Annotated in this window: 15 protein-coding genes and 1 tRNA gene; 11 read left to right on the top strand and 5 right to left on the bottom strand. The window is 70.8% G+C overall.

What is annotated here, in order from left to right; translation table 11 throughout:
• Positions 1-26: 26 nt before the first annotated feature.
• The gene (locus ACGF3I_RS26365; RefSeq protein ID WP_393136104.1) at positions 27-1592 is read left to right on the top strand and encodes an NAD(P)-binding domain-containing protein; all 1566 of its coding nucleotides are present in this window, start codon (positions 27-29) and stop codon (positions 1590-1592) included.
• 58 nt (positions 1593-1650) lie between these two features.
• On the opposite strand, the gene ACGF3I_RS26360 is transcribed toward ACGF3I_RS26365, so the two are convergent.
• Entirely contained in the window at positions 1651-1932 is a 282-nt protein-coding gene (locus ACGF3I_RS26360; RefSeq protein WP_393136102.1) for a hypothetical protein, read from the bottom strand.
• A gap of 390 nt (positions 1933-2322) precedes the next feature.
• Positions 2323-3003 (bottom strand): hypothetical protein, encoded by a 681-nt coding sequence (locus tag ACGF3I_RS26355; RefSeq protein ID WP_393136101.1) that lies wholly within the window; start codon positions 3001-3003, stop codon positions 2323-2325.
• A 429-nt stretch (positions 3004-3432) separates the two neighbouring features.
• On the opposite strand from ACGF3I_RS26355, the gene ACGF3I_RS26350 reads away from it, so the two are divergent.
• Both ACGF3I_RS26350 and ACGF3I_RS26345 read left to right on the top strand, forming a co-directional pair.
• Positions 3433-4371, top strand: a complete 939-nt coding sequence (locus tag ACGF3I_RS26350) for a hypothetical protein (RefSeq protein WP_393136099.1) — start codon at positions 3433-3435, stop codon at positions 4369-4371.
• Complete coding sequence (locus ACGF3I_RS26345) at positions 4368-4928, top strand: flavoprotein (RefSeq protein ID WP_393136097.1); 561 nt, start codon at positions 4368-4370, stop codon at positions 4926-4928. Before ACGF3I_RS26350 ends, ACGF3I_RS26345 begins: the two co-directional genes overlap by 4 nt.
• Before the next feature lie 258 nt (positions 4929-5186).
• Here the strand turns inward: ACGF3I_RS26345 and ACGF3I_RS26340 are convergent.
• A tRNA-Gly gene (locus ACGF3I_RS26340) sits at positions 5187-5260 on the bottom strand.
• 588 nt (positions 5261-5848) lie between these two features.
• Between ACGF3I_RS26340 and dcd the strand changes: the two genes are divergently transcribed.
• Complete coding sequence (dcd, locus tag ACGF3I_RS26335; protein ID WP_120722610.1) at positions 5849-6424, top strand: dCTP deaminase; 576 nt, start codon at positions 5849-5851, stop codon at positions 6422-6424.
• 2 nt (positions 6425-6426) lie between these two features.
• Positions 6427-6933: a phosphoribosyltransferase gene (locus tag ACGF3I_RS26330; RefSeq protein ID WP_393136095.1), complete on the top strand. Its 507-nt coding sequence runs from the start codon at positions 6427-6429 to the stop codon at positions 6931-6933.
• Between the two features lie 136 nt (positions 6934-7069).
• Here ACGF3I_RS26330 and ACGF3I_RS26325 read toward each other — a convergent pair whose 3' ends face one another.
• Complete coding sequence (locus tag ACGF3I_RS26325) at positions 7070-8065, bottom strand: Yip1 family protein (RefSeq protein ID WP_393136093.1); 996 nt, start codon at positions 8063-8065, stop codon at positions 7070-7072.
• A gap of 305 nt (positions 8066-8370) precedes the next feature.
• Here ACGF3I_RS26325 and ACGF3I_RS26320 point away from each other — a divergent pair, with 305 nt between their 5' ends.
• Positions 8371-9486 (top strand): hypothetical protein, encoded by a 1116-nt coding sequence (locus tag ACGF3I_RS26320; RefSeq protein WP_393136092.1) that lies wholly within the window; start codon positions 8371-8373, stop codon positions 9484-9486.
• A 176-nt stretch (positions 9487-9662) separates the two neighbouring features.
• Here ACGF3I_RS26320 and ACGF3I_RS26315 read toward each other — a convergent pair whose 3' ends face one another.
• Entirely contained in the window at positions 9663-11930 is a 2268-nt protein-coding gene (locus ACGF3I_RS26315) for a (Fe-S)-binding protein (protein ID WP_393136090.1), read from the bottom strand.
• A gap of 291 nt (positions 11931-12221) precedes the next feature.
• Between ACGF3I_RS26315 and ACGF3I_RS26310 the strand changes: the two genes are divergently transcribed.
• The 5 genes from ACGF3I_RS26310 (at position 12222) to grpE (ending at position 17691) form a co-directional block, all read left to right on the top strand.
• On the top strand, positions 12222-13079 hold the full coding sequence (locus tag ACGF3I_RS26310; RefSeq protein ID WP_393136088.1) for an NAD-dependent epimerase/dehydratase family protein: 858 nt from the start codon (positions 12222-12224) through the stop codon (positions 13077-13079).
• A 13-nt stretch (positions 13080-13092) separates the two neighbouring features.
• The gene (locus ACGF3I_RS26305; RefSeq protein ID WP_393136086.1) at positions 13093-14130 is read left to right on the top strand and encodes an MraY family glycosyltransferase; all 1038 of its coding nucleotides are present in this window, start codon (positions 13093-13095) and stop codon (positions 14128-14130) included.
• A gap of 82 nt (positions 14131-14212) precedes the next feature.
• Complete coding sequence (locus tag ACGF3I_RS26300; protein ID WP_393136084.1) at positions 14213-14986, top strand: FkbM family methyltransferase; 774 nt, start codon at positions 14213-14215, stop codon at positions 14984-14986.
• A gap of 204 nt (positions 14987-15190) precedes the next feature.
• A complete protein-coding gene (dnaK, locus tag ACGF3I_RS26295; RefSeq protein WP_393136082.1) occupies positions 15191-17053 on the top strand; it encodes a molecular chaperone DnaK in 1863 nt (620 codons plus the stop codon).
• Complete coding sequence (gene grpE / locus ACGF3I_RS26290) at positions 17053-17691, top strand: nucleotide exchange factor GrpE (RefSeq protein ID WP_393136080.1); 639 nt, start codon at positions 17053-17055, stop codon at positions 17689-17691. The genes dnaK and grpE overlap by 1 nt, the downstream gene beginning before the upstream one ends.
• Positions 17692-17705 lie beyond the last annotated feature (14 nt).

Here is a 17705-nt window from a genome sequence, read left to right as displayed (position 1 = left end):
CATGTCATGCAGCCGTGGAGCACCCGATGAGTGAGAACGCTGAGCAGTCCGTGAACGCCGCGCGGTCCGTGGGCGCGGTGCAGCCCGGGGGAGAGGGCCCCGCGCGGCCCGTGAGCGGGGCGAAGCCCGGGGCGTCCGAGCAGTCCGGGGCCGCCGCGGGGGCCCAGAGCATCGAGGACGCCCCCGCCCTCACCCCACCACCCCCCAGCACCACCGGGTCCGGCACCAGCACCGGCACCGGCACCAGCACCGGGACGGGCACCGTCATCGTCATCGTCATCGGCGCCGGCCCGATCGGTCTTGCCGCCGCCGCGCGGCTCGCCGAGCGCGACATCGAGCCGGTCGTCCTGGAGGCGGGCGCGGTAGCCGGAGCCGCCGTACGCGAGTGGGCGCACGTACGCCTCTTCTCCAGCTGGGCCGAACTCGTCGACCCCGCAGCCGAGAAGCTGCTCGCCCCCACCGGCTGGGTCAGGCCCGACCCCGCCGCCTACCCGACCGGCGGCGACTGGGCGGTCCAGTACCTCCAGCCGCTCGCCGACGCCCTGGGCGACCGGGTCCGCTACGGCGCCCGCGTCACCGGCGTCTCGCGCACCGGCCGCGACCGCGTGGTCGACGCCGACCGTGCGGCCCAGCCGTTCACCGTCCACGTCCGGCACGCCGACGGCAGTGAGCAGCGCCTCCTGGCCCGGGCCGTGATCGACGCCTCCGGTACGTGGTCGGCCCCCGGCCCGCTGGGCGGCGACGGACTCCCGGCACTCGGCGAGCGCGCGGTGGCCGACCGGGTCTCCTACCGCGTCCCCGACCTCAAGGACCCGGCCGTACGGGCCCGTTACGCGGGCAGGCGCACCGCCGTCGTCGGCTCGGGCGCCTCCGCCTTCACGGCCCTGGCCCAATTGGCGGAGCTGGCCGATGAGGCCCCCGGGACGCACGCGGTGTGGATCCTGCGGCGCGGCATCAGCGGCTCCACCTTCGGCGGTGGCAGCGCCGACCAACTGCCCGCGCGCGGCGCCCTCGGCCTGGCCGCCAGGGCCGCCGTCGACAACGGGCACGCGGACGCGGTGACCGGCTTCCGCACCACCTCCGTCGAACGGGACGGAGACCGGCTCGTCCTGGTCGGCGAGGACGGCCGCCGCCTCGACCCGGTCGATGAGGTCATCGGCCTCACCGGCTTCCGCCCCGACCTCTCGTACGTCGAGGAACTCCGCCTCTCCCTCGACGAACGCCTCCAGGCCCCGGCCGGACTGGCCCCGCTGATCGACCCCAACGTCCACTCCTGCGGCACCGTCCAGCCCCACGGCGCGGCAGAGCTCGCCCACCCCGAACAGGGCGCCTACCTGGTCGGCATGAAGTCCTACGGCCGCGCCCCCACCTTCCTCGCCATGACCGGGTACGAACAGGTCCGCTCCATCGCCGCGGCCCTCGCGGGTGACCAAGAGGCGGCCGGACGCGTGGAGTTGACCCTGCCGGAGACCGGAGTGTGCGGCGGAGCAGGCCTCTTCGACACCCTCACCGCCCCCACCCACCCAACCCCCGGCTGCTGCACACCCCCGGCCCCCGCTTCCATCGGGGCGGCCTCCCCTGGGGGTTGTTGACGCCCCGGGAGGGGTTCGTGCAGGGACGGGACGACGCGGGAGGCCCTGTCGACGGCGGTCAGCGTCCGCCGCAACTTGGCCGGTCGGTCGCTGAGGCTCTGCCCCGACCGCTGCCGTCCGCGCCTGTGGGTTGCCAGCCGCTGATCGCATGGTCGGGTGCGGCCTTGGCGCGGGCCCACGCTGCCGAGTCGCGCCCGTAGCGGACGGCCGCCAGCGTGAGCGCTGAAGCCAGGAGGCACCGCGTGATCGTGTTGTCTTCAGTGACCAGGAAGATCAGAAGCGGTATCACGATCAACAGGTGCCAGTGCGGGTGATTCCACCGACTGTTCTTGTCTGCCATCTCGCCCCTCCCTCAAGCGGCACGCCGGCGCGTTGTCCCGTCCGCCAGTCTCCCCGGACGGTGGCCCATCGCGCACGTCACCCTCGGCCGGCGCTAGGCAACGGGTCCCCTGTACGAGTTCGCAGGGCCCAGCACTCTGAGGACGTACAGGCGATCAACCGATCGAAGCCCCCGTGGTGCGGCGCCACATCCCCGCGCCGCAGCGGCGGCAGCGTTCCGGGTGGAGGCGCCCGCGCCCACAACCAGCGAGGTCGCCTCGTCGACGGTCACCCCCACCGGGCCCCGCTGGCGGCAGCACAGCAAAAAGGCCCGGGTCGGTGACCTGGGCCTTGGTGTTGGAGCGAGTGACGGGAATCGAACCCGCGGGTTGAGCACCTCCCCTGTGGCCCTTCAGGCCCGCGAATTGAGCCGGTCCGCATCCCCGTCGACGCGGGTCCGCAGCGTCACAGGCAGTGCCTCGATCTCGTCGCTGCCCAATATTCGCTCGGCGACCGTAGCCGAGCATCCGACATACGTGGAGAGCAGGTCGTAGTCGCTGGTGACCACCCAGCTGCGATCCTCGGGCCACCAGAACTCAGGGCCCTCCGCGCCTCCCAGCTCGGCGGTCATCTCCTCACGTACCGCCTCCAGCTGATCGAGCGAGGAGCGCCGGACCATCGGCTCGTCCGAGCCCGACAGCACGGCTGCCAGGTCGTAGGCGAAGAAGACGGGCTGTGCGCCGGTCGCCTCGGCGAGCACGCGGACCAGGGCTCGCCGGGTCCGTTCGTCCGGCTGTCCCGTCCCCGCGTACCAGTGTGGGGTGCCGCCCGGTCCCCGGCCGTCGTCCGGCAGCGACCAGTGCGACAACTCGGCGTGGAACCGCACCCCGCCGGCCTCCGCCCACGCTCGCCACGACCGGGTCCGCCCGGAGCCGTCCGACGCCTCGAACCGGTGGAAGACCCGCAGGTACGCCTCGAACCCGCTCGGCACGAGTTCGGCAACCACATGCCCCTCGCCCGCGCACCCCGCGAGCCCGGCCTTCAGCCAGGCCAGCTCCGTACCGCCGTAACCCCACTCCCGCACCGCTGTCATGACACCCATAGTGCCGGGCGCCCGGGTCTCGCCGCCGGGCCCCGCTGGCGGCAGCACAGCAAAAAGGCCCGGGTCGGTGACCTGGGCCTTGGTGTTGGAGCGAGTGACGGGGTAATCGAACCCGCGCTCTAAGCTTGGGAATCAACGGGTTCTGCCGGGCTGGTGGGCTGCCTGACCTGCGAAAACGTGGCTTTGATGGTCCCCTGGAGCGGACTGAGCTGCACCGTTGTTGACCGGGTTTTTCCGGTCTGGAGGGCACGGTTGGGGCACGTGGTGGCCGAGGCGGTCGGGGGAGGCGCGATGGCCTCTCGGATCCACTCGTGACGTGCGCGAGTTCGTGTGATGGGCGAGTCGGGTTGCGAGAGCAAGGGCGCTCCGGAATGGGCCGTTTTCCCCACGGCATGGTCCCGGCCTGCCACGCTGATCGTCGTGACATACGTGGTGAGCGTGGAAACCCACATCCCGGAGGGTGCTCCGGAGATGGACCCCCTGCAACGCGCAGGCGCGGTGGCGATCCTTGAATCCGGGCTCGACTCGGTGGAGGGCATCGAAGGCCCGGACGGGATGGAGGCCGACCTTCACGAGACGATCGTGGCGGTCTATCCGGGTGGGGCGTTGCTGAGGATATTCGTGGACGCTCCGGCATTGGAGTTCGCCGAGGAGGCGGTCCGTTCGGTGGTGGGAGAGTTGCTGGAGCGGTCCGAGCTGCTGGCCGAGTGGACGGTCGACCGGTGCGAGGTGCAGCTCCACCCCGACCTGGCCCAGGAGAGCCTCGCCGCCGCTGACGGCCCGGACGCTCCGCCCGATGATCCGGCCTCCCGCAAGGCACGCCATGCCGCACAGGCTGCAGCCGGGACCGGCGGCTACGACCAGCGCTCCCCGCGCTATCTCGCGGCCCTGGGCCTGCTGCTCCTGCGCGGCGTCACCGCGGCCAGCAGCGGCGGCGACCGCTCTGCCGCCAAGGACTTCCTGACCGAGGCGACGGACGTTGCCCGCTACGTAGCCCTCGACCGCCCTGACGCATGGGCCAACTTCAGCCCCACCAATGTCGCCCTGCACGCCGTCAGCGCGGCCAACGCTTTCGGTGACGCGGGCGTCGCCCTGGAGACCGCCGGCCCCCTCATGCGGCGCCACATTCCTGCTCCCGAGCGGCGGGCAGCCCTCTGGGTGGAGGCCGCCCGCGCCTACAGCCAGCGGGGCCGCCTCGCCGACGGCTACCAGGCCCTGCGCATCGCCGAGAACTGCGCGGCTCAGGACGTCCGCCGCCCCGCCGTCCGGGAACTGGTTGCCGACATGGCAGCCCGTGACCGCCGCCGTACCCTGCCGGAACTGCATCACTTCAGCCGTCAACTGGGAGCCCCCGCGTGAGCGATCAGCCCGACCAGCAGATCAAGAAGCCCTTCTTGTACGTCGTCGTGTGCGCGGCCGGAATCGCCGGTGACGTCGGGAAGCTGATCACCGCGGCTCAGGAGGCCAACTGGGACGTGGGTGTGGTGGCCACTCCGCAGGGCCTCGGCTTCATAGACGCCGAGGCGGTCGAGGCGCAGACCGGGTACCCGATCCGTTCGGCCTGGCGCTCGCCCGGCGATCCGCGACCTCTGCCGCCCGCGGACGCCATCGCGGTGGCCCCAGCCACCTTCAACACGATCAACAAGTGGGCGGCGGGGATCTCCGACACCTTGGCGCTGGGCATCCTGTGCGAGGCGCACGGCTTCGGCATCCCGACGGCTGTGCTGCCGTACCTGAACTCGGCGCAGGCCGCCCACCCCGCATACAGCCAGAGCCTGGACCGGCTGCGCGAGATGGGCGTCCTGATCGGCTCGTACGAGCCGCACCGTCCGAAGGCCGGCGGCGGTGCCGACCGCTTCCACTGGGAGGAGGCGTTGGAGTTGCTTACTCCGGAGCTCCCTGCGGCCCCTCAGTGACGCCCGTAGCCACCCCTGCCCCGACCGTTGGCGGCCCGGCAGGTGCTGGGGTTGCTCGCGTCCAGGGGCGGTGCGCAGGTGGCCGACCGCGAGGCCCGGCGACGACCGGACGCCGGTCCAGCCAGCAGAGCCCGTCGGCGTCCCTTCGGTTGGCCCTCCGATGTCACCTGGCACGACGAAGGCACGGCGTCCCCAAAAGTGCCCGAATTTGGTCTAGATGACAAACAAGGCCCCGGTCACTGACCAGGGCCTTCGTTATGGAGCGAGTGACGGGAATCGAACCCGCGCTCTAAGCTTGGGAAGCTTATGTTCTACCATTAAACTACACTCGCATGATCGTTCCCGATGCGGGAGCGGTCGTCGCTCACTCTACCCCATGCCCGGCCCCCGGTGGTTTCACCGAGGGCCTTCGTGCTGTCACGGGGTCTTCGCAGGGTGCCGGCGCGGATCGGGCGGGGTGCCGGCGGGGACCGGCGGGCTCGGGGTCCGGGTGGGATCGCCGTGTGGGGGCCGGGAGTTGGGGCGTACGGTGGAGGGCGGGTGCGTGGTCGGAGTGCCGCGTGCGATGCCGTCCCGTTCATCCCCTAATGTGGTGTTTTCTCCGTCCACGCTTGTTGGGGAAGGGACTTGAGCGACTTGATGGACTCGTTGGAGCGCACCGTCGTCCGCTGCGCCGAAGGGCATGTCTTCGCCACCGATTCGTTTCCGATGCAGCAGCTCGGCTCCGGGCGCATCGGACCGGGCCGACTCATCCGGTGTCCGCGTTGTGCGCGATTGCGGCACGCTGTGCCGGTTCTGGTCGAGCAGCGCTGACGCGGCGGTAGGGCTGCGGTAGCGCGGGAGCCGCAGCGGCGGTGCAGTGCAGGCGCGCGGGGTCGTCCGATTGGGGCGGGGCCGCGCGCCTTGCGTATCCTCGGGGCGTGCTTCTCTCAGACAAGGACATCCGGGCCGAGATCGACGCCGGGCGGGTACGGATCGATCCCTACGACGAATCCATGGTGCAGCCGTCCAGCATCGACGTGCGCCTCGACCGCTTCTTCCGGGTGTTCGAGAACCACCGCTACCCGCACATCGACCCCGCCGTCGAGCAGGCCGACCTGACCCGGCTCGTCGAGCCCGAGGGTGACGAGGCGTTCATCCTGCACCCCGGGGAGTTCGTGCTCGCCTCGACGTACGAGGTCATCACGCTCCCCGACGACCTGGCCAGCCGGCTGGAGGGCAAGAGCTCGCTCGGGCGGCTCGGGCTCGTCACGCACTCCACCGCCGGGTTCATCGACCCCGGCTTCTCCGGACACGTGACCCTTGAACTCTCCAACGTCGCCACGCTGCCCATCAAGCTGTGGCCGGGGATGAAGATCGGGCAGCTGTGTCTGTTCCGGCTGACGTCGTCCGCCGAGGAGCCCTACGGGTCCCAGCGGTACGGCTCGCGTTACCAAGGCCAGCGTGGGCCCACCGCCTCGCGGTCCTTCCTCAATTTCCATCGGACCCAGGTGTGAGCATGAACGACCAGAACGACGTGCGCGAGAACCTCACCTACGAGAAGTTCGGCGGGGCCGTCCGCGAGCTCGCGCAGACCATCGCCGACGACGGCTACGAGCCCGACATCGTGGTGTCCATCGCGCGCGGCGGCGTCTTCGTCGCCGGCGGTCTCGCCTACGCGCTCGACTGCAAGAACATCCACCTGGTGAACGTCGAGTTCTACACCGGTGTGGGCACCACGCTCGAAATGCCGGTCATGCTGGCCCCGGTGCCCAACGCCATCGACTTCTCCGGCAAGAAGGTCCTCATCACGGACGACGTGGCCGACACCGGCAAGACGCTGAAGCTCGTGCACGACTTCTGCCTCGACCACGTCGCCGAGGTCCGCAGCGCCGTCATCTACGAGAAGTCCCACTCGCTGGTGAAGTGCGAGTACGTCTGGAAGCGCACGGACGACTGGATCAACTTCCCGTGGAGCGTCGAGCCCCCGGTGGTCCGCCGCGAGGGCCAGGTGCTGGACGCCTGACCGCTCCCGCGTGACGCATGCGCGAAGGGGCCCCGCCGGGTGAACGGCGGGGCCCCTTCGTGTGGTGCGTACGGTCGGTCCGCGTGCCCACCGGGCAGCGCCCCGCGTCTGCGGGCGGCCCGCGTGCGGCCTGCGGCTAGAACGTGCCCAGCTTGATCAGCGAGAGCAGCGCCACCAGCTGGATCGCCGAGGCGCCCAGCGCCTTCGGCCACGGCAGGTCGTGGGACTTGCTCACCATCGACGTGAACAGCGCGCCCGCCGCCAGCCAGGTCGCCCAGCCGATCACCTGGACCAGGCCGTTGTCGCCGCCGAGGAACAGGGCCAGGAGCAGACGCGGGGCGTCCGTCAGGGACATGATCAGCATGGAGAGGCCCACCGTCGGCTGCCACGCGCCGTCGCCGCCGAGCTGACGGGCCATCGTGTGCGTCACCGCACCGAGGATCAGGCCGCCGACCACGAACACCACACCGGTGACGAGGACCACCGGCACCGCCTTGGACAGCGTGGTGGAGATGACGTCCTCACGCGCCTGGTCGAAGCCGAAGATCGCCAGCATTCCGTAGAGGAACGTGATGATCAGCGCCGGGCCCCACACCGGATAGTCCCGCATCTGCCAGAACGTCGGACCCGGCCGCATCACCATGCCGGACACGAGTTCCTTCCACGGCAGCCGCGGGCCGCTCGGCTGGGCCGGTGCCGCGCCCGCGCGGTAGGTCGCGCCGTCGCCGTACGGGTCCTCGCCGATGTTGAACGCCTGGGTGTGGCCCGGGTTGTTCGCGTACGGGTCCTGGGCGGGGGCGTAGCCCTGCGGCTGGCCCTGGCCCTGGTAGTACGGGTCGCCGAAGTACTCCGGCTCGTCCTGCTGCGGGTAGGGCTGCTGCCGGTACTGCGGCTGCCCGTCGCCGTACGGCGGCTGTCCGCTCCCGTGCGGCGGCTGCGCGTACCGCGGGGGCTGCTGCCCCTGCCCGTAACCCTGAGGTCGCTGTTGTGCGTGCCCCTGCCCGTTCCCGTACTGCGGCTGCGGCCGGCCACCGGGCCACTGCTGTGCCGGTGCCTGCTGCTGCCCTTGCTGTTGCGGTTGCCGCGGGGGGCGGTTGTTGTCGCCGCCGCGTCCGATCCTGAATCCAGCCACGAATCGAACGTACCTGTTCCGCCGGGACGCCAACCGGGGGCGGCCGGAACCGGGCGCCTTTGCGGCTGACCTGTGACATCCCCTAAGGGACACCGGGAGACGGATGGGGTGGGTGCGTTTTGGTTGAATTGCGACCGATTTACACGCCTGCCGTCCAAGCTGGAGGCAGTCGTTACACGGCCTACGCATGACGCAAATACGGCACTCGTAACTTGGGCGATGTCACCGCCGCAAAGCACTTCAACAAGGGTGAATGCGGCATGACGGGCACACTTCATCCCTCCACGTCACGAGGAAGAGCACCCATGCGCGCCACCCGCCGTACCCTCCGAGCCGCCGCCATCGCCACCGGGGCCGTCGCCGCCCTGGCCCTCCCGGCCGGCGCCGCCTTCGCCGACTCGCCCGCCGCTCCGTCCGACGGGCAGACCCGGCCGAGCGATCGGCCCGACGCCGATGCCGCCCGCCACAAGGAGCAGGTGCCGCCCGGCACGGACGACGCCAAGAAGGACGACGCCAAGAAGGACGACGCCAAGAAGGACGGGCAGAACGCCAAGGGCGACGGTGACAAGGACGTCCGTTCCTTCGTCACGTCCGTCAAGCTCGCGGACGGGTCCGTCGCCAAGGTCTACCGGCTCGGCCAGAACCACTACGAGGCCGAGATCTGGGCCGACGGCGCCAAGCTCGACACCCTCGTCGCCAAGGGCGCCTCCGCCACGGGACAGAACAACGGCCTGCACGTCGTCCTGAACCCGGACGGCACGGTCACCTCCTGGATCGACGGCGGCAAGAAGGACGACAAGAAGGACGGCGAGAAGAAGAAGGAGGAGGAGAGGAAGGGCGACGACACGAAGGACGAGCGCACGAAGTCCGGCGTCGTCTCCTCGGTGCGGATCACGATGCCCGACGGACGCGCCGCCCAGCTCCTCAAGACCTCGCACGGGCCCCGCGTCGAGATCGCCCAGACCAATGGCAACGCTCTCAGCACGCTCGACCTGTCACACCCGTCGGTGTTCCACGACGGCTGGACGTACAAGATCGTCGACGCCGGCAAGGGCTTCTACAAGTTCGTCGTCATCGACGGCCGCAACGGCGGGAACAGTTGGGTCTACGACTTCGGCGGCCGGCTGATCGAGAAGTACACCGTTCAGAAGGACCAGAAGGACCAGAAGCAGCAGACGGACCAGAAGGACGGCAAGAAGCAGCAGTCGCAGCGGACCCAGCAGGCGCAGCGCGAGCTGCCCACCGCGGACCGCGCGGTGACCGGGGTCGTGCCCAAGGGCGGCGTCAAGGCCGGTGCCGAGGGCGTCGAGGGCGCGTCCTCGGACCAGGCGCCCCTGCTCGCGGCCGGGGGCGGACTCGCCGCCGCGGGCGCGGCCGGCCTCGGCTTCGCGATGCTGCGCCGCCGCGGGGAGCAGGGCTGACCCAGCCCCTCCCTCGCACCGCCGGAGCCGTGCGGCACCAGGCACCCCCGTACCCCCGTACGACCGGAGCCGTGCCGCACCAGGCACCCCCGTACCCCCGTACGCCAGAAGCGGCCGGCTCTGCCTTGAGGGGCAGGGCCGGCCGCTTCCTTGTTCCTGCGGGCCGAGGGGTGCGGCTACTTCGCCGGCTCGGGCTCCGGCTCCGCCTCCGCCTCGGCGGTGCCCGCCGGGTCGGCCGGGGTCTTCACCGAGTCGAGGAGCAGCTGGGCCACGTCCACCACCTGGAGGTTCTCGTTCGCCTTGCCGTCGTTCTTCTTGCCGTTGACCGAGTCGGTCAGCATGACGAGGCAGAACGGGCAGGCGGTCGAGACGATGTCCGGGTTGAGGGACAGGGCCTCGTCGACGCGCTCGTTGTTGATGCGCTTGCCGATCCGCTCCTCCATCCACATCCGCGCACCACCGGCGCCGCAGCAGAAGCCGCGCTCCTTGTGGCGGTGCATCTCCTGCTGGCGCAGGCCCGGGACGGCCGACATGATCTCGCGCGGAGGCGTGTAGACCTTGTTGTGGCGGCCCAGGTAGCACGGGTCGTGGTACGTGATCAGACCGTCGACCGGGGTGACGGGGACCAGCTTGCCCTCGTCGATGAGGTGCTGGAGCAGCTGCGTGTGGTGGATGACCTCGAACTCGCCGCCCAGCTGCGGGTATTCGTTGGCGATGGTGTTGAAGCAGTGCGGGCAGGTCGCGACGATCTTCTTCGCCGACTTCGGCTTCTTGGTCGACTCGTCCTCATCGTCCTCGCCGTACGCCATGTTCAGCATGGCCACGTTCTCCTGGCCGAGCTGCTGGAACAGCGGCTCGTTGCCGAGGCGGCGGGCCGAGTCGCCGGTGCACTTCTCGTCGCCGCCCATGATGGCGAACTTGACGCCCGCCATGTGCAGCAGCTCCGCGAAGGCCTTGGTGGTCTTCTTCGCCCGGTCCTCCAGGGCGCCCGCGCAGCCGACCCAGTACAGGTAGTCGACCTCGGTGAGGTCCTCGATGTCCTTGCCGACGATCGGGACCTCGAAGTCGACCTCCTTGGTCCACTCGACGCGCTGCTTCTTGGCGAGACCCCAGGGGTTGCCCTTCTTCTCCAGGTTCTTGAGCATCGTGCCCGCCTCGGACGGGAACGCGGACTCGATCATCACCTGGTAGCGGCGCATGTCGACGATGTGGTCGATGTGCTCGATGTCGACCGGGCACTGCTCGACGCAGGCGCCGCAGGTGGTGCAGGACCACAGGACGTCCGGGTCGATGACGCCGTTCTCTTCGACGGTGCCGATGAGCGGGCGCTCGGCCTCGGCGAGGGCCGCCGCCGGGACGTCCTTCAGCTGCTCCTCGGTCGCCTTTTCATTCCCCTCCATGTCCTTGCCGCCGCCGGCCAGCAGGTACGGGGCCTTGGCGTGCGCGTGGTCGCGCAGGGACATGATGAGCAGCTTGGGCGAGAGCGGCTTGCCCGTGTTCCAGGCGGGGCACTGCGACTGGCAGCGGCCGCACTCGGTGCAGGTGGAGAAGTCGAGGATGCCCTTCCAGGAGAAGTGCTCGATCTGCGAGACGCCGTAGACGTCGTCCTCGCCCGGGTCCTCGAAGTCGACCAGCTCGCCGTTGGAGGCCATCGGCTGGAGCGCGCCGAGCGCGACGCCGCCCTCGGCCTCGCGCTTGAAGAAGATGTTGGGGAAGGCCAGGAAGCGGTGCCAGGCCACGCCCATGTCGGTCTTCAGCGCGACCGTGATCATCCAGATGAAGGACGTGGCGATCTTCAGGCCGGCGAAGAAGTAGGTGAGGTTCTGCAGCGTGGAGAGGTCCATGCCGCGGAACCAGGCGACGACCGGGTATGAGACGAAGAACGAGGCCTCGTAGGAGTCGACGTGGTGCTGGGCGCCTTCGAGGGCGTGCAGCGTGAAGATGCAGACGCCGACGATGAGGATGACGGCCTCGACGAAGTACGCCTGGCCCGTGTTCGAGCCCGCGAAGCGGGACTTGCGGCCCGGGCGGCCCGGCCGGTTCAGCTGGCGGATGACGATCAGGGTCAGGATGCCGAGCGTCGTCATGGTGCCGAGGAACTCGACGAACATGTTGTACGGCGGCCAGTCGCCGATGACCGGCAGGATCCAGTCGGCCTGGAAGAGCTGGCCGATGGCGTTGACGATCGTCAGGAGCAGCGAGAAGAAGCCCACCGCCACGAACCAGTGCGCGAAGCCGACGATGCCCCACTTGTTCATGCGCGTATGGCCGAGGAACTCCTTGACCACGGTGATCGTGCGCCGGGTGGGGTCGTTCGTGCGCGTGCCGGCCGGAACGTTCTGGCCGAGCCGCACGAAGCGGTAGATCTGCACGACGGCACGGCCGAACAGCGCTACGCCGACCGCGATAAGGACCAGCGACACGATGATCGCGGCGAGTTGCATGAGGGGGCTCCTCGGGCCTGCGAGGTGGGTTTCGGGGACGGGCTCGTACGGGATGACCGGGGACTACCGGAATTACTAAGCAGTAACTTACCCAGTCCACCTGAGCGTACCCACTTCTGACGCCGCACTGTAGCCGCGCAGGCGGTGATCTGTGTCGCTCAGCGTGCCCTTGGTCGGTGCCGGTTCGCCGCCGGATATCCATCGTGTTATTCACCACATATGGGGACATAACAAACTAACTTGTTGTCGGCCACGACGATCGGACCGCACTCGAACCGAATGGGCGTCCCCATGCCAGCTCCCGCCACGTACCTCGTCACCGGTGGTGCCGGATTCATCGGCTCGCACCTCGCCGATGCGCTGCTCGGCCAGGGCCACACCGTGGTCGTCCTCGACGACCTGTCCACCGGCGCCCGCGCCAACCTCGCCGCCGCCTGGTCCGATCCGCGGTTGCGCTTCGTCCGCGGCTCGGTCCTCGACGAGCGGCTCGCCGGTGAGCTCGTCGGGCGCTGCGACAGCGTGGTCCACCTCGCGCCCGTCACCGGCGCGGTCGGCGCCGCCGCGCTGCTCCACGGCAGGAAGCTGCTGACCGCGGCGGCGGACGGCCGCGGCGAGACGGCCGTGGGCGCCACCGTCGTCCGCCACGGCGACACCGTCGGGCCCCGCCAGTCCCCGGTGCACGCCACCCTGCTGACCCGCCTGGTGCGCCGGGCCGTCGCGGGCGAGCCGCTCGCGGTGCACGGCGACGGCGGCAGGACCTGCCGCTTCCTCGACGTGGCCGACGCCGTCACGGCGCTGATCGCGCTGCTCGCCCACCCCGGCGCGGGCGGCGCCGAGTTCGACATCGCGGGCACCGAGGAGATCGCGGTGCTCGACCTGGCCGAACGCGTGCTGGCCCGCAGCGGCTCCGCCTCGCCCGTCCGCCACTTCCCCCATGTCGTCGACCGGGTGCCGCACGAGGCGTACCGCAGGGCCGCCGCCCGCGCCCTGGACCCGGCGCCGCTGCGCGACCTCACCGGATGGCACCCGGCCCGCGGCCTCGACGAGGTCCTGGACGCGGCGATCGCCCGGGCCCGCGGCGAGGCCCCCGTCGTCCTGCCCGGTCTGCGAGCGCCCGCCGCCTCCCCGGCCGGGCAGCACCTCGGCTGAGGGGGCGGCCGACATGCTGCACGGACTCGCGGCCGCGACGGCGGCCCTCGTACTGACCGCCCTGCTCGCTGCCCTGATCCGCACCCTGATGCTGCGGTTCGGCCGCGCCGGCCGTGACACCACCCCGCACCTGGGCGGCATCGCCGTCGCGCTCGCCACCCTCGGGGTCGCCGTGGCCGGCCCGCTGCTCGGCGTCGCGGCCCTCGGCGACGGCGTGGCCCCGCTGCTCGCCGCGGCCGGTGCGGTCGCGCTGCTCGGCCTGATCGGGGACCTGAGGCCGCTGGGCGTACGGGTCAGGCTCGGGGTGGAGGCCGCCGCCGCCACGGCGGTGGTCACGCTCGCCGGGCTCTCGCCGGGCGCGGGCGTGCTGGCGGTGGTGTGGATCGTGTTCGTCACCAACGCCTTCCGGCTCCTGGACAACTCCGACGGCGCGATGGGCGCGGTCGCCGCCGTCACCGCGCTCGGCCTCGCCGTGTGCGCCATCGCGGACGGGCGCCCGGGGCACGGGCTGCTCCTGAGCGTGCTGGCCGCGGCCCTCACCGGATTCCTGGTGCACAACTGGCACCCGGCCCGCATCCACCTCGGCCACTGCGGCTCCCTGTTCACCGGTTTCCTGCTCGCCTCCTGCGCGGTCACCGTGCACGCCGGGGCGCCCGGCGCGCGCACCACCGCCGAACTCTTCGCGCTGACCCTCCTGGTGCTGACCGACACCGTTCTGGTCCTGCTCTCGCGGCGCCGGGCGGGCCGTCCGCTGCTGCGCGGCGGCGGCGACCACATCGCCCACCGGCTGCGCAAACTCGGCCTCACCACCCAGGGTTCGGCCGTCGTGCTCGGCGGCGCGGCGCTCGCCGCGACCCTGGTCGCGCTCCAGGTCCACGACGGACGCGTCGCCCCCGTCGCGGTCCTGCCGCTGGCCCTGCTCGTGCCCCTCGCCGTGGTGCTGCTCCTGCGGGTGCCCGTGTACGGACCCGCCTCGCGCCGGCGCACCCCCCACGCCCGCACCCCCGAGAGCGCCGCCGCGCCCGCCGATTTCGCCGGGGGCCGGGGATGAACTCCGCGCCCGCCGACCTCGCCCGGGGCCGGGGACGAACCGGCCGCCGACCAACCCCCTTCCAGCAGGGAGCAGTACGCACGTGACGACCACCCTCCCGCGCCTTGTGCACCGCGGCCTGCGCCGCCTCGGCATCGACGTGGTCCGCCACCGCCCCGGCGGCCACGACCTGGTCCGGCTGCTCGCGCGGTACGAGATCGACCTGGTCCTCGACGTCGGCGCGCACCGCGGCGACTTCGGCGCCCGGCTGCGCGAGGCCGGCTACCGGGGCCGCATCGTCTCCTTCGAACCGCTGCGCCGCCCCCGCGCCGAACTGCGCCACCGCGCCGCCCTCGACGACAACTGGAGCGTGCTGCCGTACGCGCTCGGCGACCACAGCGGCACCGCCACCCTCAACATCTCCGGCACCGACGGCCCCGCCAGCTCCCTGCTCCCGATGCTGCCCCGCCATCGCGCGGCGGCCCCGCGCAGCGCGTACACCGGCGACGTCATCGTGGAGACGCGGCGCCTCGACGAGGTGTGGGAGCAGGTGACCGCGCCGGGCGAGCGGGTTTTCGTGCAGCTCGACGTGCAGGGCTACGAGGCCCAAGTCCTGGGCGGCGCGGGGCGGTTCGCGGACGAGATCTGCGGGGTGCGGATCGGGACGCCGCTGGTGCCGCTCTTCGAGGGCGGCCGGCTCTTCGACGACCTGCTCGCGCTCACCCGCGAGGAGCTGGGCCTGACCCTGATGTCCCTGGAGCCGGGCCTGACCGACCCGCGCGAGGGCCGGATGCTCCGCTGCGACCTGGTGCTGCTGCGCGAGGACGCCCCGGTGCCCGGCGAGCAGGTGCCCGCGCAGGCGGCGGCGGTGGGGTAGGAGCGGCTCCGGACCACTTCTGGGACGTGTTCCGCAGGGCCCCGGTGATCCGCCGACATCTGCGGTGACCTGGGCTTATGGCTGCGCTTGCGGATAAGCCCAGGATAAAACTTGAGCCCCGGTGACTCAGCTCTGTTGACGAGCCGGAACTGGTGATGCATCCTTGAGCCAGTTCCACTCAAGTAGTCAGTTGGAGGCATCGAAATGGCACGTGCGGTCGGCATCGACCTGGGCACGACTAACTCCGTCGTCAGCGTTCTTGAAGGCGGCGAGCCCACCGTCATCACCAACGCAGAGGGCGCCAGGACCACGCCGTCCGTCGTCGCCTTCGCGAAGAACGGCGAGGTTCTGGTCGGCGAGGTCGCCAAGCGCCAGGCGGTCACCAACGTCGACAGGACCATCCGGTCGGTCAAGCGCCACATGGGCACCGACTGGAAGATCGAGCTCGACGGCAAGAGCTTCAACCCGCAGCAGATGAGCGCCTTCATCCTGCAGAAGCTGAAGCGCGACGCGGAGGCCTACCTCGGCGAGAAGGTCACCGACGCGGTCATCACCGTGCCGGCGTACTTCAACGACTCCGAGCGCCAGGCCACCAAGGAGGCCGGCGAGATCGCGGGCCTCAACGTTCTGCGCATCGTCAACGAGCCGACGGCCGCCGCGCTTGCGTACGGCCTCGACAAGGACGACCAGACGATCCTCGTCTTCGACCTCGGTGGCGGCACCTTCGACGTGTCCCTCCTGGAGATCGGCGACGGCGTCGTCGAGGTGAAGGCCACCAACGGTGACAACCACCTCGGTGGTGACGACTGGGACCAGCGCGTCGTCGACTACCTGGTCAAGCAGTTCCAGTCCGGCCACGGCGTGGACCTGTCCAAGGACAAGATGGCCCTCCAGCGCCTGCGCGAGGCCGCCGAGAAGGCCAAGATCGAGCTGTCCTCGTCCACCGAGACCTCGATCAACCTGCCCTACATCACGGCGTCCGCCGAGGGCCCGCTGCACCTGGACGAGAAGCTCACCCGCGCCCAGTTCCAGCAGCTCACGTCCGACCTCCTGGAGCGCTGCAAGACGCCGTTCCACAACGTCATCAAGGACGCGGGCATCCAGCTCTCCGAGATCGACCACGTCGTCCTCGTCGGCGGCTCCACCCGCATGCCGGCCGTCGCCGAGCTCGTCAAGGAGCTGACCGGCGGCAACGAGGCCAACAAGGGCGTCAACCCGGACGAGGTCGTCGCCATCGGCGCCGCCCTGCAGGCCGGTGTCCTCAAGGGCGAGGTCAAGGACGTCCTGCTCCTCGACGTCACCCCGCTGTCCCTCGGCATCGAGACCAAGGGAGGGATCATGACCAAGCTCATCGAGCGCAACACCACGATCCCGACCAAGCGGTCCGAGATCTTCACGACGGCCGAGGACAACCAGCCGTCCGTGCAGATCCAGGTCTACCAGGGCGAGCGCGAGATCGCGGCGTACAACAAGAAGCTCGGGATGTTCGAGCTGACCGGTCTGCCGCCGGCCCCGCGCGGTGTCCCGCAGATCGAGGTCGCCTTCGACATCGACGCCAACGGCATCATGCACGTGACCGCGAAGGACCTCGGCACGGGCAAGGAGCAGAAGATGACCGTCACCGGCGGCTCCTCGCTGCCGAAGGACGAGGTCAACCGCATGCGCGAGGAGGCCGAGCAGTACGCGGAGGAGGACCACCGCCGCCGCGAGGCCGCCGAGAGCCGCAACCAGGGCGAGCAGCTCGTCTACCAGACCGAGAAGTTCCTCAAGGACAACGAGGACAAGGTCCCCGGTGACGTCAAGACCGAGGTCGAGGCCGCCGTCGCCGAGCTGAAGGAGAAGCTCAAGGGCGAGGACTCGGCGGAGATCCGCACCGCCACCGAGAAGGTCGCCGCCGTCTCGCAGAAGCTGGGCCAGGCCATGTACGCCGACGCCCAGGCCGCTCAGGGCGCCGCCGGCGCCGGCGAGGGTGCCGAGCAGGCGCACCCGGCCGGTGACGACGACGTGGTCGACGCCGAGATCGTCGACGACGAGAAGCCGCACGACACGAAGGGCGGCGCCGCCTGATGACGGAGGAGACCCCGGGCTTCGAGGAGAAGCCCGACGTCCCCTCCGGCGCTCAGGAAGACGCCGAGCCGCAGGCCGCCGACTCCTCCGAGGAGGAGAAGGCGGCCCCGGCCGGGGACGCTGCCAAGGACATCGCCCTGCAGGCCCAGCTGGACCAGGCCCAGACGGCGCTCGCCGAGCGCACCACGGACCTCCAGCGCCTCCAGGCCGAGTACCAGAACTACCGCCGCCGTGTGGAGCGGGACCGCGTCACGGTCAAGGAGGTCGCCGTCGCCGGCCTCCTGACCGAGCTGCTGCCCACGCTCGACGACATCGGCCGGGCCCGTGAGCACGGCGAGCTGACCGGCGGCTTCAAGTCGGTGGCCGAATCCCTGGAGACGGTCGCCGCGAAGATGGGCCTCCAGCAGTTCGGCAAGGAGGGCGAGCCCTTCGACCCGACGGTCCACGAGGCCCTGATGCACAGCTACGCGCCGGACGTCACCGAGACGACCTGCGTGGCGATCCTGCAGCCGGGTTACCGGATCGGCGAGCGCACGATCCGCCCCGCGCGGGTCGCGGTGGCCGAGCCCCAGCCGGGTGCGGCCGGCAAGGAAGAGAAGTCGAACGACGAGGAGAGCGGTGGCCCCGACAAGGGCTGACGCAGCGGTCATGG

It is taken from the genome of Streptomyces sp. NPDC048111 (genome assembly GCF_043202815.1).
Lineage (GTDB): Bacteria > Actinomycetota > Actinomycetes > Streptomycetales > Streptomycetaceae > Streptomyces.
The sequence above is the reverse complement of the archived record's forward strand: the minus strand, read 5'-3'. Positions and strand labels throughout refer to the sequence as shown.